At 64.0% G+C, this 20,528-nt stretch carries 23 protein-coding genes; 15 read left to right on the top strand and 8 right to left on the bottom strand.

The window, feature by feature from the left end:
• Positions 1-10: 10 nt before the first annotated feature.
• Positions 11-793: a hypothetical protein gene (locus tag A6F65_RS00115; RefSeq protein WP_067784376.1), complete on the bottom strand. Its 783-nt coding sequence runs from the start codon at positions 791-793 to the stop codon at positions 11-13.
• A 145-nt stretch (positions 794-938) separates the two neighbouring features.
• Here A6F65_RS00115 and A6F65_RS00110 point away from each other — a divergent pair, with 145 nt between their 5' ends.
• The 13 genes from A6F65_RS00110 to A6F65_RS00050 all read left to right on the top strand — a co-directional run bounded on the left by A6F65_RS00110 (position 939) and on the right by A6F65_RS00050 (position 12,584).
• Positions 939-1,799, top strand: a complete 861-nt coding sequence (locus A6F65_RS00110) for a hypothetical protein (RefSeq protein ID WP_067784374.1) — start codon at positions 939-941, stop codon at positions 1,797-1,799.
• Between the two features lie 94 nt (positions 1,800-1,893).
• Positions 1,894-2,028, top strand: coding sequence for a 50S ribosomal protein L34 (gene rpmH, locus A6F65_RS00105; protein ID WP_067784371.1), 135 nt, complete (start codon positions 1,894-1,896; stop codon positions 2,026-2,028).
• A gap of 322 nt (positions 2,029-2,350) precedes the next feature.
• A complete protein-coding gene (gene rnpA, locus A6F65_RS00100; RefSeq protein ID WP_067784368.1) occupies positions 2,351-2,740 on the top strand; it encodes a ribonuclease P protein component in 390 nt (129 codons plus the stop codon).
• A complete protein-coding gene (gene yidD, locus A6F65_RS00095; RefSeq protein WP_067784362.1) occupies positions 2,737-2,946 on the top strand; it encodes a membrane protein insertion efficiency factor YidD in 210 nt (69 codons plus the stop codon). The genes rnpA and yidD overlap by 4 nt, the downstream gene beginning before the upstream one ends.
• A 39-nt stretch (positions 2,947-2,985) precedes the next feature.
• Entirely contained in the window at positions 2,986-4,770 is a 1,785-nt protein-coding gene (yidC, locus tag A6F65_RS00090) for a membrane protein insertase YidC (protein ID WP_067784359.1), read from the top strand.
• Between the two features lie 118 nt (positions 4,771-4,888).
• Positions 4,889-5,539 (top strand): ribosome biogenesis GTP-binding protein YihA/YsxC, encoded by a 651-nt coding sequence (gene yihA, locus A6F65_RS00085; protein WP_067789579.1) that lies wholly within the window; start codon positions 4,889-4,891, stop codon positions 5,537-5,539.
• A 22-nt stretch (positions 5,540-5,561) separates the two neighbouring features.
• On the top strand, positions 5,562-5,765 hold the full coding sequence (locus A6F65_RS00080; RefSeq protein WP_067784357.1) for a hypothetical protein: 204 nt from the start codon (positions 5,562-5,564) through the stop codon (positions 5,763-5,765).
• Positions 5,766-5,848: 83 nt separating this feature from the next.
• Positions 5,849-7,786 (top strand): MORN repeat-containing protein, encoded by a 1,938-nt coding sequence (locus tag A6F65_RS00075; protein ID WP_067784354.1) that lies wholly within the window; start codon positions 5,849-5,851, stop codon positions 7,784-7,786.
• Between the two features lie 258 nt (positions 7,787-8,044).
• Positions 8,045-8,713: a glutathione S-transferase family protein gene (locus tag A6F65_RS00070; protein ID WP_067784350.1), complete on the top strand. Its 669-nt coding sequence runs from the start codon at positions 8,045-8,047 to the stop codon at positions 8,711-8,713.
• Positions 8,710-9,849, top strand: coding sequence for a succinyl-diaminopimelate desuccinylase (dapE, locus tag A6F65_RS00065; RefSeq protein WP_237164831.1), 1,140 nt, complete (start codon positions 8,710-8,712; stop codon positions 9,847-9,849). Before A6F65_RS00070 ends, dapE begins: the two co-directional genes overlap by 4 nt.
• 5 nt (positions 9,850-9,854) lie before the next feature.
• Complete coding sequence (locus A6F65_RS00060) at positions 9,855-11,090, top strand: dicarboxylate/amino acid:cation symporter (RefSeq protein WP_067784344.1); 1,236 nt, start codon at positions 9,855-9,857, stop codon at positions 11,088-11,090.
• A 15-nt stretch (positions 11,091-11,105) separates the two neighbouring features.
• Positions 11,106-11,510 (top strand): nuclear transport factor 2 family protein, encoded by a 405-nt coding sequence (locus A6F65_RS00055; RefSeq protein ID WP_067784341.1) that lies wholly within the window; start codon positions 11,106-11,108, stop codon positions 11,508-11,510.
• Positions 11,511-11,690: 180 nt separating this feature from the next.
• On the top strand, positions 11,691-12,584 hold the full coding sequence (locus A6F65_RS00050) for an OmpA family protein (RefSeq protein ID WP_067784338.1): 894 nt from the start codon (positions 11,691-11,693) through the stop codon (positions 12,582-12,584).
• A gap of 69 nt (positions 12,585-12,653) precedes the next feature.
• Here the strand turns inward: A6F65_RS00050 and A6F65_RS00045 are convergent, their stop codons facing one another.
• Genes A6F65_RS00045 through dapB form a run of 4 tightly spaced genes read right to left on the bottom strand, consistent with a single transcriptional unit; the run spans position 12,654 to position 14,855 of the window.
• Positions 12,654-13,088, bottom strand: a complete 435-nt coding sequence (locus A6F65_RS00045; protein ID WP_157092995.1) for a hypothetical protein — start codon at positions 13,086-13,088, stop codon at positions 12,654-12,656.
• Positions 13,089-13,109: 21 nt separating this feature from the next.
• Complete coding sequence (gene nth / locus A6F65_RS00040) at positions 13,110-13,760, bottom strand: endonuclease III (RefSeq protein ID WP_067784332.1); 651 nt, start codon at positions 13,758-13,760, stop codon at positions 13,110-13,112.
• A 1-nt stretch (position 13,761) separates the two neighbouring features.
• Positions 13,762-14,118 carry a hypothetical protein gene (locus A6F65_RS00035; protein ID WP_067784329.1) on the bottom strand — a complete coding sequence of 119 codons (357 nt, stop codon included), beginning with the start codon at positions 14,116-14,118 and terminating at the stop codon, positions 13,762-13,764.
• Positions 14,115-14,855 carry a 4-hydroxy-tetrahydrodipicolinate reductase gene (gene dapB / locus A6F65_RS00030; RefSeq protein WP_067789575.1) on the bottom strand — a complete coding sequence of 247 codons (741 nt, stop codon included), beginning with the start codon at positions 14,853-14,855 and terminating at the stop codon, positions 14,115-14,117. Before dapB ends, A6F65_RS00035 begins: the two co-directional genes overlap by 4 nt.
• A 138-nt stretch (positions 14,856-14,993) precedes the next feature.
• Here dapB and cobB point away from each other — a divergent pair, with 138 nt between their 5' ends.
• Together cobB and A6F65_RS00020 are read left to right on the top strand one after the other, a co-directional pair.
• A complete protein-coding gene (gene cobB, locus A6F65_RS00025; RefSeq protein WP_067784326.1) occupies positions 14,994-15,698 on the top strand; it encodes a Sir2 family NAD+-dependent deacetylase in 705 nt (234 codons plus the stop codon).
• A 60-nt stretch (positions 15,699-15,758) separates the two neighbouring features.
• Positions 15,759-16,766 (top strand): alpha/beta hydrolase family protein, encoded by a 1,008-nt coding sequence (locus tag A6F65_RS00020; RefSeq protein ID WP_157092994.1) that lies wholly within the window; start codon positions 15,759-15,761, stop codon positions 16,764-16,766.
• 112 nt (positions 16,767-16,878) lie between these two features.
• Here A6F65_RS00020 and A6F65_RS00015 read toward each other — a convergent pair whose 3' ends face one another.
• The 3 genes from A6F65_RS00015 to dnaA form a co-directional block, all read right to left on the bottom strand.
• On the bottom strand, positions 16,879-17,667 hold the full coding sequence (locus A6F65_RS00015) for an ion transporter (RefSeq protein ID WP_205631883.1): 789 nt from the start codon (positions 17,665-17,667) through the stop codon (positions 16,879-16,881).
• A gap of 1 nt (position 17,668) precedes the next feature.
• The gene (locus tag A6F65_RS00010) at positions 17,669-18,442 is read right to left on the bottom strand and encodes a HesA/MoeB/ThiF family protein (RefSeq protein WP_067784321.1); all 774 of its coding nucleotides are present in this window, start codon (positions 18,440-18,442) and stop codon (positions 17,669-17,671) included.
• 177 nt (positions 18,443-18,619) lie between these two features.
• Positions 18,620-20,089, bottom strand: coding sequence for a chromosomal replication initiator protein DnaA (gene dnaA, locus A6F65_RS00005; protein WP_067784317.1), 1,470 nt, complete (start codon positions 20,087-20,089; stop codon positions 18,620-18,622).
• Between the last annotated feature and the right edge of the window lie 439 nt (positions 20,090-20,528).

The following is a 20,528-nucleotide window of genomic DNA, read 5'->3' as shown; positions in this document are numbered from 1 at the left end:
TCAGCGGCGGTCAGGTGCGTCGGCGCGCCCCCCAGTCTGCCAGCGCAACCAGCAGCAGGCCGACCGCTGCGGCGATGGCGAGCGTCTCGATCCGCGGATCGCCCTGCAGCCGCGCCATAACGAGCAGCGCCAGGCCCCAGATCGGCGGGACGATATAGGCGCGGTTGCCTCCGCAGCGCACCAGGTTCCATGCGACGAAGCCGACTGCCGCCGCCAGCAGCAGCAGCGAGGTGGCGATATGCGGCACGCCCATATCCAGCGGGCCGATGAAGGCCTGTTCCCAGTTGATGAACATCGCAAGGCTGGTCCACCCGGCGAAGAGCGACAGAGGCAGCCATGCAGCCCAGCGTTCTGCCCCGCCAAGCTCACTCCACGCCCGCGACAGGCGCACCATGGCGAGGCAGGCGGACAGGGCCAGCGCGGTCAGGATGAAGGGTGTCACCCAGTGGCTCGTCTCCACCGGCAGGTAGGATGCGGCAATCGCCCACACGCCGCTCAGCACCATGCCCAGCGCGGCCCACCAGCCGGTGCGGCGGTGGATCTCCATCGTCCGGCGGGAGGGCAGGGCGTGCAGCACGGCGTAGCAGGCCAGCCCGATGAAGATCGGACCCCAGATCGAAAAGGCGAGGCCGAGCGGGACGAGCCACGTGTCCGATGCATCCGATTGCTCGGAAATCGTGCGCCCAGTTCCCGCCAGGCCCGGCCATGCGCTGCCCAGCGGGCCGGCGATCGCGCCGATGATGACGGCGAACTGGCGCAGGTAATCGGACGGGGTGGCGGCGTGCTGGCTCATGGGAATTCCTCTCTGGCCAGCCAACCGGCGGCGCGCCCTAGCGGTTCCGCCGTCAGGGTTACCGCGCCGGTAACCGCGCCGCGCAAGGTGTGGTTAGGGGCATGCGTTGGGATTCGCGCAAGCGGGCCGGGCGCATGGTCCTTGCATGCAGCGCCTCGTCGCCCTTTTCTGCCTCCTCCTCGCAGCCCTGGCCATGCCCACGGCTGCGAGTGCGCAAGGCGTGATCACCACGACGACGATCGAGGAATACGAGATCGACGAGAGCGGCCGCGAGGTGCTCGTCTCCTCGCGCACCATCACAGAGCGCCGGGCACCAGGCGCCACCATGGCCCTGCCGCCGCAGCCCCTGCGCGCAAGCAACGACACGCCCGCCTATGCGCCATCTGCCGCGCGCTTCGTCTCGCCGCTGGTCGCCACGACGGAAAGCGAGGCCATTGCGGCTTATGGCCCGTTCCGTGTGCTGGACGATGGCCGCGCCGCGCTGGTGGACATCACCGATTCGCACACGCCAACTCACTTCGAGGCGATGCTGGCCGCCCATCCCGGCATCGCCTCGTTGCAGCTGGTGGAGGTGCCCGGCACTTATGACGACCGCGCCAATTTGGCGCTTGGCCGCATGATCCGTGCCCGCGGGATCGCGACGCATGTGCCGGAAGGCGGCAGCGTGCGTTCGGGCGGGGTTGAGCTTTACCTTGCAGGGGCCAGCCGCAGCGCGCATCCGGAGGCGCAGTTCGCCGTCCACGCCTGGATGGACCAGGACGGGCTGGAGGCGAACGACTACGCCGCCGATTCGCCGGAGCATCGCCGTTACCTCGACTATTATGCCGAAATGGGCATGGAGCCGGGCGAAGCGCGCGATTTCTACTGGATGACCAATTCGGTGGGCTTCGGCGATGCGCTGTGGCTGACGGGGGCGGACATGGCGCAATGGGTGCCGGAAGAAGAGCCGGAAATCGAACGCGCGCCGGTGCTGGCCTATCTTGACTTGGGCGGACTGCTCCAGTAATCGCGCGCCACATGTTGAGGCCGCCTTTGCGGGTGGCCCTTTTTTATTGGCGCGGCGAGACGCCTCGCGCCGGACGATTTTTGAGGATTTTATCATGAAGCGCACTTTCCAGCCGAGCAACCTCGTGCGCGCTCGTCGCCACGGTTTCTTCGCCCGCAAGAAGACGGTCGGTGGCCGCAAGGTCCTGCGCGCCCGCCGTGCACGCGGCCGCAAGAAGCTCAGCGCCTGATTCTCTTTGCGAAGCCGCGTCCGCGGCTTCGTCCTCCCGGCTGATCCCTCCGCTACGCTGCGGGGCCAGTCCGGGCGCGCAGTCGCGCTTGCGGTCCGCTTCGGCGGACCGTTTTGATTCTGGTAGAAAGCTCCAGCAGAGAAACTGTGAGCTAGTCCGGTTCCCGCCGAGGGAACCGCAAGGCCGGCCGCCCGCCCGCAGGTGCCCCGTACCCCGGACTTGATCCGGGGGGGAGGGAACAGCACCGAGGACGAACCCGCAGATGCGGGTTCATGAAACAAAAAATTCTCCTCTCCGGCAGCGCAGCACCTATATCCCGTACATGCCCGCCGACCTCTCCACCCTCACTAAGCGCGCCGATTTCCTCGCGGCGAATCGGGGGCTGCGTAATGCGCGGCCCGGCTTCGTGCTGCTGACGCGCGCCAATGACGGGCTGGGCAAGCGCTTCGGCGTCACGGTCACCAAGAAGATCGGCAATGCGGTGGTCCGCAACCGGATGAAGCGGCGCTTCCGCGAATTGCTGCGCGATGCGCTGCCAGCTGAAGGCCTGGCCGACCACGACCATGTGCTGATCGGCCGCGCCGGCGGGGTGGAGCGGGACTTTGCCGCCATGCGCGCCGAGCTCTCGAAAGCGCTGGAACGCGCGGGCCAGGGCAAGGGCGACAAACGCCGCCCGCCCATGAACGGCGACCGGCGCAGCAGGCGCGCATGAAGCGCATCCTGATCCTGATCGCGCGGGGCTGGCAGCTGGGCCCCAGCCGCATCATCCCGCCATCCTGCCGCTTCCAGCCATCCTGCAGCCAGTATGCGATAGAGGCGCTGGAGAAGCATGGTGCATTGAAGGGTGGATGGATGGCGACCAAGCGGCTATTGCGCTGCCACCCCTGGGGGGGTCACGGACACGACCCGGTGCCGTAAGGCGCCGCCACACTCATTAGACATACCGACGGGATTGCAGTGGACGACAAGCGTAACCTTATCCTCGCCATGGTGCTGAGCCTGGGCCTGTTGCTCGGCTGGGACCTGCTGATGAGCAAGATGTACCCGCAGCCCGCCAGCGTGACGCAGGCGGAGCGGGTCGATTCCCCCACCCAGCGCGCCGATGCCGCGATCGAGGGCGAGCCTGCACCGCGCACGCGCGAGCGCGGCCTGACCGATCCTGCCGACATCGCGCAGGAAGCAGCGGACCTTGAAACCACGCTGGTCGCCGCCGACCGGGTGAAGATAGATGCGCCGGAAGTTGCCGGCTCCATCAACCCCGTTGGCGCGCGCGTGGACGATATCGTCCTCAAATCGCACCGCCAGACGGTGGAGGCAGACAGCGGCCCGATCCGCACCTTCAGCCCGTCCGGCACGCCGGCAGAGCAGTTCGCTCAATTCGGCTGGGTGGGCGAGGGCGTGAACGTGCCCGGCCCGCGCACCGTGTGGCAGGCCGAAGGCGGCCCGCTCGCGCCCGGCGCACCGGTCACGCTGACGTGGAACAATGGCGAAGGCCAGCGCTTCACCATCCGCTACGAAGTGGACGAGCATTACATGCTCGACGTGACGCAGACGGTCGCCAACACCGGCGGCGGCTCCATCGTGGTGCGCCCCTATGGCTATCTCAGCCGCACCAGCCGCACGGCCAGTGCCAGCACCTGGAACGTCCATTCCGGCCCGGTCGGTGATTTCGGCGGCGCGGTGAATTTCGATTACGATTATGACGACGTGGCCGAAGTCGGCTCCGTCGCGCCCGAAGGTCGCACCAACTGGATCGGCTTCACCGATATCTACTGGATGTCCGCCATCGTGCCGGTGGATGCCGAAGCGGCAGACGGCGCATTCCGCTCGCAGGGCAACCAGCTCTACCGTGCGGAAATGCTCTACGATCCGGTCACCGTGGCCAATGGCCGCCAGGTCAGCACTGCCAGCCGCCTGTTCGTGGGCGCGAAGGAGTCCGACGTCCTCGACATGTATGAGGCGCAGGGCATCGACAAGTTCGGCCGCGCCATCGATTGGGGCTGGTTCTTCTGGTTCATGCAGCCGATCTTCTGGCTGCTGAAGCAGCTGTATGCGCTGGTCGGTAATTTCGGCGTCGCGATCATGGCGCTGACCTTCATTATCCGCGCCCTGCTGTTCCCCATCGCCCAGAAGCAGTTCGCCAGCATGGCCGCCATGCGTGCGATCCAGCCGAAGATGAAGGCGATCCAGGAACGCTACAAGGACGACAAGCAGAAGATGCAGGAGAACATGGCGAAGCTGTACCGGGAGGAAAAGGTCAATCCTCTCGCCGGCTGCCTGCCGATCTTCCTGCAGATCCCCATCTTCTTCGCGCTGTACAAGACGCTGATCATCGCCATCGAGATGCGCCACAAGCCCTTCGTGCTGTGGATACAGGACCTTTCCGCGCCCGATCCGGCGACCTTCCTGAACCTGTTCGGCCTGCTGGACTTCACGCCGCCGCCCTTCCTGGCGGTGGGTGTGCTGGCCTTGCTGCTGGGCTTCACCATGTGGCTGCAGTTCAAGCTGAACCCGGCCGCGATGGACCCGATGCAGCAGCAGATCTTCATGATCATGCCGTGGGTGCTGATGTTCGTGATGGCTGGTTTTGCATCGGGCCTGCTGGTGTACTGGGTGACCTCCAACGTGCTCACCATCGCGCAGCAATGGTATCTCTATTCCAAGCATCCGCAGCTGAAAGCGCAGGCAGAGAAGGACAAGGCGGAAAAGGCCAAGGCGGCAGAGGCTAAGGCGAAGGGCTGAGTCCTGGTGTCATCCCAGCGAAAGCTGGGATCTCTCGCTGCTGGCGCTCGATTTGAAACAGATCCCAGCTTCCGCTGGGATGACGATGGTGTCGGCGGGTATCCGCGCGGAGTTCAGTATGGATCAGCATGAAGACGACACTGCCGCCCTGGCCCAGGAAGCGCGCAAGCTGTTTTCCGGCCGGGTGGACTTCCTGCTGTCCGCGCCGCAGCTGAAGTTCCTGCCCGAACCGGAATTTCCGGAAATCGCGTTCGCGGGGCGCTCGAACGTCGGCAAGTCCAGCCTCATCAATGCGCTGACGGGGCGCAAGGCCATCGCGCGCACCTCCGTGACGCCGGGGCGCACGCAGGAACTCAACTTCTTCGAGATCGGCGATCCCACGCAGTTCCGGCTGGTGGACATGCCGGGATATGGCTTTGCCAAGGCGCCGCTGAAGGTGGTGGAGAACTGGAAGAAGTTGGTGCGCACTTTCCTGCGCGGCCGCGCGGTGCTGAAGCGGACCATGGTTCTGGTGGATAGCCGCCACGGCCTGAAGCCGGTCGACATCGAGATGATGACCATGCTGGACGAGGCCGCCGTGGGTTACCGCATCGTGCTGACCAAGGCGGACAAGATCAAGGCGAGCGCGCTGGAAGAGGTCCGCGCGCGCACCGCGGCGGAGGCGAAGAAGCACCCCGCCGCTTATCCCGAACTGCATGTCACCAGCAGCGAGAAGGGCATGGGTTTGGACGAACTGCGCGCAGCCGTGCTAAGGGACGTGCGGACCTGACTGCTTTTGCGGGAGCCCGCGCATGTTCGAACTGATCAAGGCCGCCCTGGCAGGCGCCGTCATCACCTTCGTCGTCTGCCTCTTCATCGATTCCGGGGGTTACCAGGGCGGCGTGCTGGCCATCCGCCCGCTTGAGCTGGGCGAATATGCCATCGCCTGGTCATGGTCGCTTTTCGCAGCTGCCACGGCGCTGGTCTTCGGCCTCCTGATGCTGATGGGCGACTAGCGGGCTTCTTCCCGGAAATTTGACTCAATGCGGTGTGCGGCCTTTAATCCCGGAAGCAATCTGGCGCTTCGGGGGGAGGCATCATGAGCCGGAAAACGAACCTTTTCATCGGCTTGGCAGCGGCTATCGCGGCGGCGCCGGCCCATTCGCAGGACACGCAGTGCACGCCTGAAGGTGCCATCTTCATCTGCGAGCTGGGTGACGGCGTGCGGTATGAAGGAGAGATGGAGGCTGGCGTGCGCTCCGGCTACGGCGTGCTCTACAACCAAGTCGGTCGGTACGAAGGCAATCACAGCAATAATCGCCGGAGCGGACAGGGCACGTTCTACATGACGGACGGCGGCATGTACGTCGGTTCATGGAAGGACGACACGTGGCACGGCAAGGGCGCGCAATACGCACCTGACGGTTCGATCCTTTACGAAGGCGAATTCGTGGCCGGAAAGTATGAGGGTCGGGGTATGCAGAATTACTCCGACGGAGGCCGTTATGAAGGGGACTTCAAAGACGGCAAACGCTGGGGAACCGGCACGTATCACTATCCCGCTGGACACCGATACGAAGGTTCGTGGGTGGGCGGATATCGCACCTATCAGGGGACGATGTACTGGGCCGACGGCGCGAAATACGATGGCGAGTGGCTGGACAACAAACGCGAAGGTCACGGCGTGATGACCTACGCGAACGGTCCGACATACATTGGTCACTGGAGCGAAGACAAACGCAGCGGGATGGGCAGGCTGACCACGGCGGACGGCGAGGTCAAGTACGAAGGAAACTGGTGGGACGACAAGCGCGAGGGCCAGGGTATCGGCTATGATACCCATGGGACGTATGAAGGCGGCCATAAGGAGGGCAAGGCTTCGGGCAGCGGCGTGTTTACCTATCATGACGGCCGCAAGTTCGTGGGCAATTTTTCCGATGGCTTGCGACAGGGCCCAGGCAAGTTTTTCGGCAAGGACGGCCGCCTGATATACGAAGGCGAGTATGCTCGTTCGCAGCGGCACGGCCAGGGCGTTTACACTTGGCCAAACGGCGACCGGTATGAAGGGGAATGGCGAAGCGACAAGCGCTGGGGGCGCGGCACGATGTATTATGCCCGGGGGCAGAGCAATGTGCGGTACGAGGGCAATTGGGTAAACGGCAATCAGTCTGGCACCGGCACGATGTGGTATGCCAATGGCGAACGCTATGAAGGCAAGTGGAAGGACGGCAAGCGCCACGGTCGGGGCGAGCTGTTTTTTGCCGAAGGGAGCGAGTACGAAAGTTACTCCGGGCATTGGGCAAATGACAGGCAGCACGGCCGCGGCGGACTGCATTACGCCAATCGCGATGCGAGGTTCGGGGAATGGGTAAACGGCACGCCCGGCACACTTACATTCCGGAAGTTCAAGCCGCTCGCGATGCAAGAAGGAAGCTACGATCTCTGCGAATCAGAGCCGGAATTGTGTGCTGACAGGCGGCTCGTCTATCGCCCCAGAACGCGGAAGCGGAACAGCTCTCGGCGGTCTTCCTCGAGTGGCAGCAGCAGTGGCAGCGGTTCGAGCAATTATTCGCTGGATCTGGGCACGCCCCCGACCGATGACACGCCGGTAAACAATGGCCGGATGACTCGCCATTACGCCGAGATTTTCCAGTGCACGCACAAGCGCAAGGATCAGGCCGGCAACACTGTCCGGACGGTCTGGTTCACCATGCCGTTCACATATTCCGGTTATTCCACTGCGGAAAATCCCTCCCGGGCGCAGCAGGAGTGGATAGCGATGTGGCCGGGCATTATCGAGGATCTCGAAGAGAGGATTCTGCGAGTTCACGGCGTGGTTGCGACCTGCAATACCCACATCAGCTATCAGGGTGATGACGGGTTCGACACCATGAAGCGGGTCGCGTCGGAAGAGGCAATCGACCAGCACCAATTGTCCAAGCGCGACCATCGCGACCATCGCGAAAACGCTCCGCATTCGCGTATCCTTCAAACCGACCTGCTGATCGAAGAAACCGAGCATTTCGACCGCAGGTAGATCGTGGCAAACATGTGAGGGTTCCGACCGTCGACGACCTTTCCTACACCGTGCCGGCCATGCCAGCGGCGGGGTATGGACCGTGACAAATCCCTCGCCATAGTCGCAGCCGTTCTGGCCGAGTTGCGCGCGCCGCCTGCGCGGCGGAATTTGTCTTCTGGACACTGTAACACCTGTAACACCATTCAGCCTCGACAGCGCTTGGATGAACGGATAGGCCGTGGCCCCACGACCCAACCCTCCAGACAGGCACACTGCATGAAGCTGATCATCGGCAACAAGAACTACTCCAGCTGGTCGCTTCGCGGCTGGCTCGCCGCCAAGCAATCCGGCCTGGGGTTCGAGGAGCTGACGGTCGATATCGCGGGCGAGGACTGGGAAGCCCGCAAGCGCGAGGATGGCGAGTTCCAGCCCAGCGCCGGCAAGGTCCCGCTGCTGTGGGACGGCGAGACGGTGATCTGGGACAGCCTGGCCATCATGGAATACCTCGCCGACAAGGTGGGCCGCGACCGCTTCTGGCCCAAGGACGACACCGCGCGCGGCATGGCCCGCGCCATGGTCGCCGAAATGCACTCCAGCTACCTGCCGCTGCGGCGCGAATGCCCCATGAACATCCGCCGCCAGGTCGAAGGGCACTCGGTCAGCGAGGAATGCAGGCAGGACATCATCCGCATCCTGACCCTGTGGGCAGAGGCGCGCGCCCGCTTCGGCGCAGGCGGCCCCTTCCTGTTTGGCACCTTCGGGGCGGCGGACATCTTCTATGCCCCCATCGTCAGCCGCTTCCTGACTTATGGCGTCAACGTCCCCGGCTTCGCCCAGGCCTATATGCAGGCCGTTTGGGAGCATGACTGGATGGTCCAGTGGCGCGAGGCGTCCGAGGCCGAGGAATGGACCATCTCCGCTTACGAAGAGGTGGCGGACGCGTGAGCGCGCTGGAGAATGCCAAGGCGCTGATCGCCTGCGAAAGCGTAACGCCCGCGCGTGGGCCCGTGTTCGATGCGATGGAGGCCATGCTCAGCCCGCTGGGCTTCGCCGTCCACCGCTTCACGCGGGGCGAGGGGGCGGAAGGCAGCGAGGAAGAGCCGGTCGAGAACCTGCTCGCCGTGCGCGAAGGGCCTGCCGGATCGAAGCACTTCGCCTTTGCTGGTCACCTCGATGTGGTGCCGCCGGGGGAAGGCTGGTCGACCGACGCTTTCGGGCCGGAGGTGAAGGGCGAACTGCTCTATGGCCGCGGTGCAGTCGACATGAAGGGCTCCATCGCCTGCATGGCCGCTGCCGTGGCCGACGTACCGCAGGATGCGGGCACGCTCAGCTTCCTGATCACGGGCGACGAGGAAGGCCCGGCGCTGCACGGCACGCGCGCGCTGATCGATGCGATGCGGCAGCGCGGCGTGCAGCCGGACCTGTGCCTTGTGGGCGAACCCACCAGCGTGAACCGCCTTGGCGACATGATGAAGATCGGCCGCCGCGGTTCGGTCAACATCTGGCTGGAAGTCGACGGCACGCAGGGCCACGTCGCCTATCCGCACCTGGCCGACAACCCGATGCCCAAGATGGTCGCCATCCTGGCCGAGCTGGACGCGCTGGTGCTGGATGAGGGGACCGACTGGTTCCAGGCCAGCAACCTAGAAATCACCGAATTCGACGTCGCCAACCGGGCGCATAACGTCATCCCCGGCAAGGCCACGGCCCGCATCTCCATCCGCTTCAACGATCTGCACACCGGCACCTCGCTGGCAGAGCGCGTGACGGCGATTGCCGAGAAGCACGGCGGCACGGCCCGTCCCGTGATCAGCGGCGAGAGCTTCCTGACCCCGCCCGGCGCATTCAGCGACATGGTCGCCGCAGCGGTCGAGGCGGAGACGGGCGTGACGCCCGAGGCCAGCACCAGCGGCGGCACGTCGGACGCGCGCTTCCTGAAGGATGTGTGCCCGGTGATCGAGTTCGGCCTGGTCAACGCCACCATGCACAAGACGGACGAGGCGGTTGCGGTCGCCGACCTCGACACGCTCACCCGCATCTACCGCCGCATCGCGCTGGCGGCAATCGGACACGAAGGATAGCACGCATGAAGACTTGGTTCGCCATCCCCCTCTGGCAGCGTGTCATCGGCGCGCTGGTGCTCGGCATCGTGGTGGGCCTCGTATGGGGGCCGGGTGCGGAAAGCATCAAGATCATCGGCGATGTCTTCATCGCTTTCATCAAGATGCTGGTCGTCCCGCTGATCTTCTTCAGCCTTGTCAGCGGCGTGGCCGCCATCGGCGATCTCAGGAAGCTGGGAAGCGTGGGCTGGCGGGCGCTGCTGCTGTTCATCGTAACTGGGCAAGTCGCCGTGTGGCTGGGCCTGGCGCTCGGCACCTTCCTGGAGCCGGGCGTGGGCCTGGATACCAGCGTGATCGAACGCGGCGCCGTGCCCGATCCGGATTCCATGGACTGGCGCGCCACGCTGCTGAACGCCATCCCCACCAGCCCGGTGCAGGTGATGGCTGACGTCAACGTGCTGCCGCTGATCGTATTCAGCCTGCTGATCGGCATCGGCATCCTGATGGCCAAGGAAGACGGCGCACCGGCCCAGCGCATCTTCGATAGCGGCGCTATCGTGATGCAGAAGGTGACCATCCTGGTGATGGAGCTGACCCCCTTCGGCGTGTTTGCGCTGATGGCGTGGGTGGCCGGCACGGTCGGCGTCCCGGCGCTTGTGGCGCTCGCCAAGCTGGTGGGGCTCAATTACCTCGGCTGCCTGCTGATCATCGGCGTCATGTATGTCGGCATCATCAAGGGGCTGGCGCGCCTGCCGGTCACGGACTTCTTCCGCGGCATCGTGGACGCCATCGCGGTCGCTTACTCCACCGCAAGCTCCAACGCGACGCTGCCGGTGACCATGCGCTGCGTGGAGCGCAACCTTGGCGTCAGCCGCCCGGTCACCAGCTTCACCACTTCGCTGGGTGCCACGATCAACATGGACGGGACAGCCATGTACCTGGGCCTCGCCACACTGTTCGGCGCGCAGATCTTCGGGGTGAACCTGGACACGGCCGACTATTTCACCATCGCCCTGCTCGCGACAGTCGGCAGCATCGGCGCGGCCGGCATCCCGGGTGCAGGCCTGATCATGATGGCAGCCATCTTCACCGCCGTAGGCGTGCCGCTGGAAACCATCGCCTTCATCGCCGGGGTGGACCGGATCATGGACATGATGCGCACCGCCACCAACGTCACCGGCGATGCCACCGTCGCGGTCACGGTCGGCGTGATGACGGACGAGATCGACAAGGCGGAGATGGTCTCTGCGGACGATGTGTGACGAGAGGACAATGACATGAGCACTCCAGAACCCGTCGAAACTGCCAAACGACTGTATGCCGCCTTTGCGGCTGGCGACATGGACGCAATTGCGGCCATGCTGGGCGACGATGTCCGCTGGATCGAAGCGGAAGGCGGACCCTACGAAAAGTCCAATCCGCATATCGGGTTCGAGGGCGTCCTGAACGGCGTGTTTGCCCCGATTCTTGGCGAGTATGACGACTTTGCCGCAACGCCGGAGCGGTTCACATCCGAGGGAAACCGCGTGGTCTCGGAAGGGCGCTACACTGGGATGCACAAGGCCACGGGGGCGAAGCTGAATGCGCAATTCGTGCATTCTTTCGAAATGGACGGCGACCGCATCAAGGCGATGCAGCAATATACCGACACCTATCAGTGGCGATCGCACGCGGGCGAATAGGGTAGGCAGCAGCTTACCGCCCGCAATTCGTCCCGCCGCTGGCACGCGTTAACCAGCGCCGCGCGGTTCCTGACATTCGGGTTCATCCGCCTGCAAGGTCGCGGCCAACAGGGCGGCCTCCTTCAATTCGTGTCGCCGTGCAGGGGCGTGCCTCCGCGCGGAATTGGAAGGAGAACACCAATGACCAATCACAAGACCGCATTCGCGAAGCTGGCGCTTGCCGCGCTGCTCGCCGCACCCGCCGCCATCCCGGCCACTGCGCAGGACGCCTACGCAGAGCAGGACATCAACGTCTACGGCACCATGCCCACCAGCTTCGAAGGCCTGCAGGACGGGCCCGAGGTCGAGGGCACCATCACCGCGCGCAAGGGCCAGCAGGTCGTCGTGCGCACGAAGGAAGGCCAGCGTGCCGAAGTCAGCGTGGCGCAGATCACCGACATCAAGGCGCGCGACGGTTTCCTGGGGCTCGGCCGCAACGATCTGGATACCAGCGCGCTGATCACCGGCCTGCCGGTGAAGATGAAGACCAAGCAGTGGGAAGGCGGCCTGATTGCCACCTCCGTCCGCTTCGGCAGCGACGACTATTCCGAAGTCGCCCGCATCCACACTGCAACGGACCAGCGCTTTGGCGAGAACGAGTTCGCGATCCAGGAAAACGCCGCCGCCACCGAGGCGCTGCGGGGCCGGTTTGGCGATATCGACCAGTACAATGTGAAATCGACCACCAATGTCTATTTCGACACGGGTCGCTCGAACCTGAAGGGCGCTGCCGCAACCGAGCTGTGCCAGGCCGCCCAGCAGGCTGCCGCGACCGACAACGCCCTGCTGCTGGTGGTCGGCTATACCGACTCGACCGGCGACCAGGATTTCAACCAGGTGCTGAGCGAGAAGCGCGCAGGCCGCGTGGTCAATCACCTGCAGCAGCAGTGCGCATGGAAGCCCTGGCGCATGCTCACGCCGACCGGGATGGCCGAGGCCGATCCGGCAGCGGACAATTCCACCCCCGCTGGACGCGCGCAGAACCGCCGCGTGTCCGTGCACGTCCTCGTCAGCAAGGCGGTGGACCAGGGCTGATTTGGGGCTGATTCGGGGCTGATGATTGCCGGGGGGCGGGCCTTTACCGGCTCGCCCCCGGACTGTCCGTCACAATTCCATTCCGCTAAAGACAAAGCGGGCTGTCGCGATGACCGCGATCAGGATCAACGTGATAATGCCGACTCGCCAATCGTCGTTTTCCAAGTCGATTGAGCCGTCGACCTGGTGATCTTCCAGCCATGCTTTTCGATAATTCATGCGGAGCCAGAAGAAGATCACTGCGGCCCCTGGCAAGGGTAATAGCGGTATGATCCATGGTGGGAGCATCGGTCCCATCCAAAGCATGACGAGGATCGCAGCTGCTGCGTAAGCCAAGGACGTGGTCCAAAGCGCTCTTGCTTGAGGCTTCTTCTTCAGCGCGACTATCTTTCCAAGAATCGCGACAAAGGGGACCATTAGGACAAAGCCGATCCCGATCAGAAACAGCAACATGTAGGCAATTTCGCTGTTCGACGATCCCTCAGTTAATTCTACCCAATTCATACCGCTGCTCCCTGCTGTAATCTATCGACCCTTGGGCTTCTCCAGCACCTTCTTGCGAAAGCTACACAGGTCCGCGACCTGGCAGCGCCAGCATTCGGGCGTGCGCGCCTTGCACACATATCGTCCGTGCAGGATCAACCAGTGATGCGCGCCGAGGCGGAAGGGGGCGGGAACGCGCTTTTCCAGTTTGGCTTCCACCTGTTCGGGCGTCTTTCCCTTGGCGAGGCCGGTGCGGTTGCCGACGCGCAGGATGTGCGTGTCGACCGCAAAGGTTTCCTGCCCGAACCAGCAATTGAGCACGACATTGGCCGTCTTGCGCCCGACGCCGGGCAGCCGGACGAGGTCTTCGCGCGTGTCCGGCACCGCGCTGCCATATTCGTCCACCAGCAGCTGGCTCAGCGCGATGACATTCTTGGCCTTGGAATTGAACAGGCCGATGGTCTTGATGTGCTGGATCAGCCCGTCCAGCCCCAGCGCCAGCATCTGTTCCGGCGTTTTTACCTTGGCGAACAGCGCGCGGGTCGCCTTGTTGACGCCCACATCGGTCGCCTGCGCGGATAGCGCCACGGCCACGACCAGCTGGTAGCAATTGCCATATTCCAGCTCCGTCTCGGGCGAGGGATTGTCCTCCGCCAGCCGCCGGAAAAACTCGAAAATCTGGTCTTTCGTCATGTCAGCCGATCCGCCGCGTGGCGCTGCGCATGAAGGGCAGGGCGGCGACGAACCACAGGGTCGCCCAGACGGCGAAGACACCGCCGTGCGTCTCGCGCATCCAGCCCGGATCCATGAACGGGAGCGCCAGCAGCAACAGGATGGCCAGCATCACCAGCGCCAATGCGAGGCCGAGCTTCCAAGGCGCAGGCGTTTGCACCATGGCGCGCCAGCCGATTGGGAGCAGCACTACCGCCGCAAGGCTGACCCGGAGCGGCCACGGGTAGGCATTGCCGCCACCCGGACCCACCATGACGAAGCCGATCGCGCTCAGTAGCAAGGCAATGGCCACGCCCGATCCGATGGCGAAACCCTTCAAAGCCCGAGCACGTCATTCATCGTGTACCGGCCCGCTTCGCGCCCGATCAGCCAAGCCGCCCCGCGCACTGCGCCGCGCGCGAAGATGGCGCGATTCTCTGCCGAATGGGACAGGACGATCCGCTCCTGCTCGCCGGCCAGGATGACCGAATGCTCGCCCGCCACCGTGCCGCCGCGCAGGGCGGCAAAGCCGATCGCGCCTTCACTGCGCTGGCCGGTGTGACCGCCAAAGTCGTGCCCGCGTCCGCTCTCGATATTGGCGGCGAGGTCGATTTCCCGGCCCGCTGCGGCCGCTTCGCCCAGCAGCAGGGCCGTACCGCTGGGGGCATCGACTTTCATGCGATGGTGCATCTCCAGCACCTCCACATCCCAGTCCGGCCCCAGCGCGGCTGCGGCCTTCTTCACCAATGCGGCCAGCAGCGTCACGCCGAGCGAGGTGTTGCCGGTCTGCAGCACGGGAATCTGGGTTGCTGCCTCGTCCAGCGCGCCGTGGTGATCGCCCTCCAGGCCGGTCGTGCCGACCAGCACGGGGATGCCTGCCGCCCTCGCCGCAGAGAGGTTTGCAGCCAGCGCGGAAGGGCTGGAGAAATCGACCAGCGCGTCTGCCTTCGCCGCCAGCGCAGTGACATCGCCGCCGCGGTCGACGCCGCCTGCGAGCGCATGCTCGCCGCCCGCCAGGACCTCGGCAATCGCCTGTCCCATGCGTCCTTCGCTTCCGATGATGCCGATGCGTGCCATTGCTATTTCCGTCCGAGTTTCATCCGTCATCCTGAACTTGTTTCAGGATCCATCGTGCCTCACAAAGCCAGCTGTGCAAGCGGAGGGATGGACCCTGAAACAAGTTCAGGGTGACGACAAGGGTGAGCAGCAATCGCAGTGACCAAACCGGAAAACATCGTGATCCTGACAGGCGCGGGCATCAGCGCGGAAAGCGGGCTGAGAACCTTCCGCGCGGACGACGGCCTGTGGGAAGATCACCGCGTGGAGGATGTCGCCACGCCGGAGGCCTTCGCGCGCGATCCGCAGCTGGTGCAGCGCTTCTATGACGCGCGGCGCGCGCAGATCCTGGCGGCTGAGCCGAACGCGGCGCACCGCGCGCTGGCGAAGCTGGATGCCCACTTCGACGGCGGCCTCCTGATCGTCACCCAGAATATCGATGATCTGCACGAGCGCGCCGGGGCGGAGCGGGTGCTCCATATGCATGGCGAGGGCCTGTCCGCATGGTGCACCGCCTGCGATGCGTGCCATCGCTGGGAGGGCGATCTCACCGCCGCTACGGCCTGCCCCGCCTGCGGCCACGCCGGCGCCATGCGCCCGGACATCGTCTGGTTCGGCGAGATGCCGTATGAGATGGACCGGATCTTCGCCGCGCTATCGGCAGCCGACCTGTTCGTCTCCATCGGCACGAGCGGCGCGGTCTATCCCGCCGCCGGTTTCGTCCAGCAAGCCCGCCAGCACGGCGCGCACACGCTGGAACTGAACCTGGAGCACAGCCAGGGCAGCCATTTGTTCGACCAGACACATCTGGGCTCGGCGAGCGACTTGGTCCCGCGGTGGGTAGAACGGCTATTGGATATGTAGCGAAGCCTGTCGAAAGGACCGTTCATGCTACAAAGCAGAGTAAGACTAAGTGCCGCGATTTTGACGGGATTGACCGTCCTTGCGGCCATTCCGTCGGCGGCTTTTGCCAAGACCTTGGATTTCCCGGCGCAGGGTGACTATTCGCACCATGGTGTCGCCGACCCGTTGCTCGGGGATGTTTCCTGGCACATCGACACGGATAATCGCGGCAGCACAGGTCCGCTCATCGTGTGGTTGCAGGGTTCTGGTGCCTACCCGCATTTTCAGGAATTCACTGACGGTAGCAGGGGATACACTTTCCCGCGCGAGCTGTTTGCCAACAGCCATCGTGGACATTTCATGCTTATCGATAAGCCGGGTATTCCGTTCAATTCGGTTATTGAGTTTGATCCTGAACGCGGACGTCCGGTTCAGCTGGACGGCCCGGAGTACCGAGCGGGCATGTCATTTCCAATACTCGTCCAGCGCGCTGTCATCGCAATCTCCCATGCCCGCGACGAACTTGGTGACAAGATTGATCGGGTGGTGATCGTCGGTGGCTCGGAAGGCGCGCAATATGTTTTTGCGGTCGCCAAAATCAGCGATGCTGACAAGGCGGTGGGCTGGGGCGGGATCGCCCTGCCGCAGTATTTCGATTTCATCATTGAACAGCGACTGCGGGCCGAGAGGGGCGAAATTTCACGAGCTGAGGCGCAAGAGAACGTCGAGGAAATATTCGAAGCCATCGGCGCGATCGGCGAAGCGCCATATGCGCTCGAGCGCGCTTTCATGGGCGAGTCCAATCGGCGATGGACCGGATTCGGCGCGCGTTTCGCGATAGAGGACATGTTGAGCCTCGATATACCCTTGCTGCTGGTCCAGGGCGGTGACGACCGCGCCGCGCCAATTATCAATACCGACTTTGCGATGATGATGTTCAAGGCGAGTGGGAAATCCAATCTGGACTATTGGGTCTATCCCGAAGCGAACCACCAGATGATGGTTCCAGATCCGGACAATGAGGGTTCGCGCTTATCTCTGGCTCCGGAAATCTGGGCGAGGGTATGGAAATGGATCGTGCGCGATTGAAAAGCGCTTTTGACTGAGCCAGGGCAGCCATTTCTTCACCGAGTCGCGGCTTGGTGCAGCGAGCGAGCTGGTGCCGGAGTGGGTGGACGAGGTGCTCGGCTCCTAGCGCCCGCTAAGGCGTCCCGCCGCGCAGGGCGCGCATCTCAGCCTTAAGTTCGCGCAGCTCGGTCAGGATCATCTCGCGTTCGCTATGCGCTTCTTCGTCCGTGGCTTCGGACATGGCGTTGACGATCACACCGATAAACAGGTTCAGCACGATGAAGCTGGTTATCAGGATGAAGGTGACGAAGAACACCCAGGCATAGGGGAACTCGGCCATCACGGGCCGCACGATGCCCATGGACCAGCTTTCCAGCGTCATGATCTGGAACAGCGAATAGAGTGATGCGCCAAGCGTGCCGAACCATTCCGGGAAGGCTGCGCCGAACAGCTTCGTGGCCATGACCGCGCTGATGTAGAAGATCAGCAGCAGCATGATGATCACGGTAATGATGCTGGGTATGGCGCTGAACAGGCCGACGATGACCTTGCGCATGCTGGGCACGACGGAAATCAGGCGCAGGGCGCGCAGGATGCGCAGGGCGCGCAGGACGGAAAATTTCTGCGATGCCGGCACCAGCGCGACCGCCACGATGACGAAGTCGAAGACGTTCCAGCCATTGCGGAAGAAGCGCCAGCCATAGGCAAACAGCTTCAGGCCGATCTCCACGGTGAAGATAGCGATGGCGATGCTGTCCAGCGCCGCGATCACACCGCCGAAGCGGGCCATGACGGCGGGCGATGTCTCCAGCCCCAGGCCCAGCGCATTGATCACGATCACTGCGATGATGGCGCGTTCGAACCAGCCGGATTCGATCAGCGCCCGTGCGCGTGCGCGCATCCCCGTCTCCTGTCCGCTCACGTCAATCCGTCTCTTTCTTGCTGCACGCCCGGCAATCGGGATCCTTCGCGATGGCGAGGGAGCGCATGCCGGGCTTCAGTCCGTCCATCAGGTGCAATTGGCCCCACGCCGCGCTACCCATCTGGGGCGCGATGAGGATGCGCACCGCCTGCATTGCGGCGAAGGTCCCGGTCCATCCGGCCATCGCGCCCAGCATGCCGTCTTCTGCGCAGGTGTCGCAATCCTCGGCATCGAAGGCATCACCAACGAAGCAGCGATAGCAGGCCTCGTCAGGCAAGTGCCCGGCAAAGCCTGCGACCTGGCCCTGGAACCGCCCGACGGCGGCGGACAGCAGCGGCACGCCGACTGCAACGCAGGCATCGGAAATGGCTAGGCGGGTGGCGAAATTGTCCGTCCCGTCGATGACAAGGTCCGCGCCCTCGACGATCCGGGTGGCATTGTCCGGAGTGACCCTGTTGTCGATGAGCTGGGCGGAGATTTCGCTGTCGAAATTGGCCAGCCAGCGCCGCGCGGCGACCGCCTTGGCATGGCCCACATCGCGCGTGGTGTAGATCGTCTGGCGCTGGAGGTTGCTCAGCTCCACATCGCCGTCATCGACCAGCGTCAGCCGCCCGATCCCCGCGCCCGCAAGGTATTGCAGCGCAGGCGAGCCGATGCCGCCCAGGCCGACCAGCACGACATGACTGCCCGCCAGCGCCGCCTGCCCCGCGCCGCCCACTTCGGGCAGCACGATATGGCGCGCAAAACGGTCCAGGCGTTCAGGGGACAGACTCATGGACGGCCTGTTGGCAGCCTGTGCACAAGCTGTCGAGACTTCGGTCTGCCTCCGGCAGATCGCAAGGGCGCCAATCAGCTTTGGCGTCCGTCCGGACCGGCCCCGTACCCCGGACTTGATCCGGGGGAAGGGAATAGCCGGGAGGACGAACCCGCGGATGCGGGCTCGTGAGGCAAACTAGCTTTCCAGCTGGCGAAGCAGGCTGCGCACATCGCCGTCCATATCGGCATCGCGCTTGCGCAGGTCCTCGATCAGCCGGACGGCGTGGATCACCGTGGAGTGATCGCGCCCGCCGAACTTGCGGCCGATTTCCGGATAGCTGCGCGGGGTCAGCACCTTGGAAAGGTACATCGCCACCTGACGCGGGCGAACCACTGCGCGGGCGCGGCGCTTGCTGCTCATTTCGCTGCGGTCGACGCGGTAGAACTGGCAAACCGTGCGCTGGATCTCGTCGATCGTGATGCGCTTGCGATTGGCGGACAGGATGTCCGTCAGCTGTTCCTCGGCCAGCTGCAGGCTGATTTCCTGGCCCGTGAGCTGGGCATAGGCGATCAGCTTGTTCAGGCCGCCCACCAGCTCGCGGACATTGCGCGAAACGGTGCGGGCGAGGAATTCGATCACGTCCGCCGGTACGTCCAGCGGGGCGAACTTGGTCAGCTTGGATTCCAGGATAGCGCGGCGCAGCTCGATATCGGCGGGCTGGATGTCGGCCACCAGGCCCATGGACAGGCGGCTGAGCAGGCGCGGTTCCACACCGTCCAGCGCCTGCGGTGCGCGGTCGGCGGCAAAGACCAGACGCTTGCCCTCGGTCAGCAGCGCATCGATCGTATAAAGCAGTTCCTCCTGCGCGCTGGCTTTGCCGATGATGAATTGCAGATCGTCCACCAGCAGCAGGTCGAAACCGCGCAGCCGGGCCTTGAATTCCATCATCTCGTTCTGGCGCAGGGCCTGGACGAAATCGATCATGAAGCGCTCAGCGCTGCAATAGAAGATGCGGGCGCGCGGGAAGGCCTGCATGTAAGAATGGCCGATGGCGTGCAGCAGGTGCGTCTTGCCCTGGCCGGTGGCGGCTTTCAGGTACAGCGGGCTGAACTGCGGCTGTTCCACCTTGGCCATGCGCTCGGCCGCATTGCAGGCCAGCACGTTGGTGGTCCCGGTCACGAAGGCGCCGAAGGTCTGCGACGGGTCGAGGCCGACGGAGGAGCTGAGGCTGTCCTCGCCCATGGCGCCCATGGACAGGGTGGCATAGGCGGCATCATTGGCCGCGCGCTTCCCGCCATCGGGGCGCAGGTTCAAATCGCCCAGCTTGCGGCGGCCGGGATGGACGGAGATGCGCACATGGCGCACTTCGCTGCGGGCGATCTTCCACGCCAGGCTCAGCCGGTCCTGGAACCGGTCATTCACCCAATTGGCGGAAAATTCGGTCGGCAGGAATAGGTCCAGCGTGCCCGTTTCCTTGCAGAAATTGCCCACCTGGATCGGCTTGATCCACTGGCTGTGAAGTTGCTGCCCCAAATCCTTACGCAGGCCGACACTGATGTCCGACCAGTCTGCTGCAAGGTCCAACGCTTCCTGTTCTTCTTTGCTCAAAGCGTCTGTGTCCCTCACGGATTTCCCCACCCGATTCAGATGTGCGTTACGCGCCATCTCACTGTTTCCCCATCCCGTACGGGCAAGCCGGCGTCCCCTTCCGGCAAAGCCCTGCCATGACCGGGAAGCGCGGTTTCGCGACCCGGATGGCTTAGATTCTCGTCTCTTCTGGCAGGCCGTGGGCAGGTCAGCCCCCGACCGGTTCCAACTGTGTAAAAACAGTGGGGGCAAAGGGGCAAGAGCGGGGTTGCAAAAATTCTGAAATATACCGCCTTGACACTACGCTATGTCGCAGCGTTTCGTTGAAGATACTGGAAACAAACAAGATTTCTCAGATCGCCGCGCGAATCGCGGGAATCCTTGGTGTTTCCGGCAACCCCTCCTTAACCTTTCGCAAATGCAAAAAGGGCCAGCGCTTGCCGCGCCGGCCCCTTGCGTTTCGTGTTCTTTTTTCGTTCCGCCGCCGCGACCGAATCGGTGCGACGGGGAAACCGAA

Origin of the sequence: Paraurantiacibacter namhicola (genome assembly GCF_001687545.1) — a bacterium.
Classification (GTDB): domain Bacteria; phylum Pseudomonadota; class Alphaproteobacteria; order Sphingomonadales; family Sphingomonadaceae; genus Paraurantiacibacter; species Paraurantiacibacter namhicola.
The sequence above is the reverse complement of the archived record's forward strand: the minus strand, read 5'-3'. Positions and strand labels throughout refer to the sequence as shown.

What these genes read in the sequence shown, in the direction of transcription:
- A6F65_RS00115 (WP_067784376.1), bottom strand. Translation starts at nt 793, where the DNA reads ATGAGCCAGCACGCCGCCACCCCGTCCGATTACCTGCGCCAGTTCGCC.
- A6F65_RS00110 (WP_067784374.1), top strand. Translation starts at nt 939, where the DNA reads ATGCAGCGCCTCGTCGCCCTTTTCTGCCTCCTCCTCGCAGCCCTGGCC.
- rpmH (WP_067784371.1), top strand. Translation starts at nt 1,894, where the DNA reads ATGAAGCGCACTTTCCAGCCGAGCAACCTCGTGCGCGCTCGTCGCCAC.
- rnpA (WP_067784368.1), top strand. Translation starts at nt 2,351, where the DNA reads ATGCCCGCCGACCTCTCCACCCTCACTAAGCGCGCCGATTTCCTCGCG.
- yidD (WP_067784362.1), top strand. Translation starts at nt 2,737, where the DNA reads ATGAAGCGCATCCTGATCCTGATCGCGCGGGGCTGGCAGCTGGGCCCC.
- yihA (WP_067789579.1), top strand. Translation starts at nt 4,889, where the DNA reads ATGGATCAGCATGAAGACGACACTGCCGCCCTGGCCCAGGAAGCGCGC.
- A6F65_RS00080 (WP_067784357.1), top strand. Translation starts at nt 5,562, where the DNA reads ATGTTCGAACTGATCAAGGCCGCCCTGGCAGGCGCCGTCATCACCTTC.
- A6F65_RS00075 (WP_067784354.1), top strand. Translation starts at nt 5,849, where the DNA reads ATGAGCCGGAAAACGAACCTTTTCATCGGCTTGGCAGCGGCTATCGCG.
- A6F65_RS00070 (WP_067784350.1), top strand. Translation starts at nt 8,045, where the DNA reads ATGAAGCTGATCATCGGCAACAAGAACTACTCCAGCTGGTCGCTTCGC.
- A6F65_RS00060 (WP_067784344.1), top strand. Translation starts at nt 9,855, where the DNA reads ATGAAGACTTGGTTCGCCATCCCCCTCTGGCAGCGTGTCATCGGCGCG.
- A6F65_RS00055 (WP_067784341.1), top strand. Translation starts at nt 11,106, where the DNA reads ATGAGCACTCCAGAACCCGTCGAAACTGCCAAACGACTGTATGCCGCC.
- A6F65_RS00050 (WP_067784338.1), top strand. Translation starts at nt 11,691, where the DNA reads ATGACCAATCACAAGACCGCATTCGCGAAGCTGGCGCTTGCCGCGCTG.
- A6F65_RS00045 (WP_157092995.1), bottom strand. Translation starts at nt 13,088, where the DNA reads ATGAATTGGGTAGAATTAACTGAGGGATCGTCGAACAGCGAAATTGCC.
- nth (WP_067784332.1), bottom strand. Translation starts at nt 13,760, where the DNA reads ATGACGAAAGACCAGATTTTCGAGTTTTTCCGGCGGCTGGCGGAGGAC.
- dapB (WP_067789575.1), bottom strand. Translation starts at nt 14,855, where the DNA reads ATGGCACGCATCGGCATCATCGGAAGCGAAGGACGCATGGGACAGGCG.
- A6F65_RS00010 (WP_067784321.1), bottom strand. Translation starts at nt 18,442, where the DNA reads ATGAGTCTGTCCCCTGAACGCCTGGACCGTTTTGCGCGCCATATCGTG.
- dnaA (WP_067784317.1), bottom strand. Translation starts at nt 20,089, where the DNA reads ATGGCGCGTAACGCACATCTGAATCGGGTGGGGAAATCCGTGAGGGAC.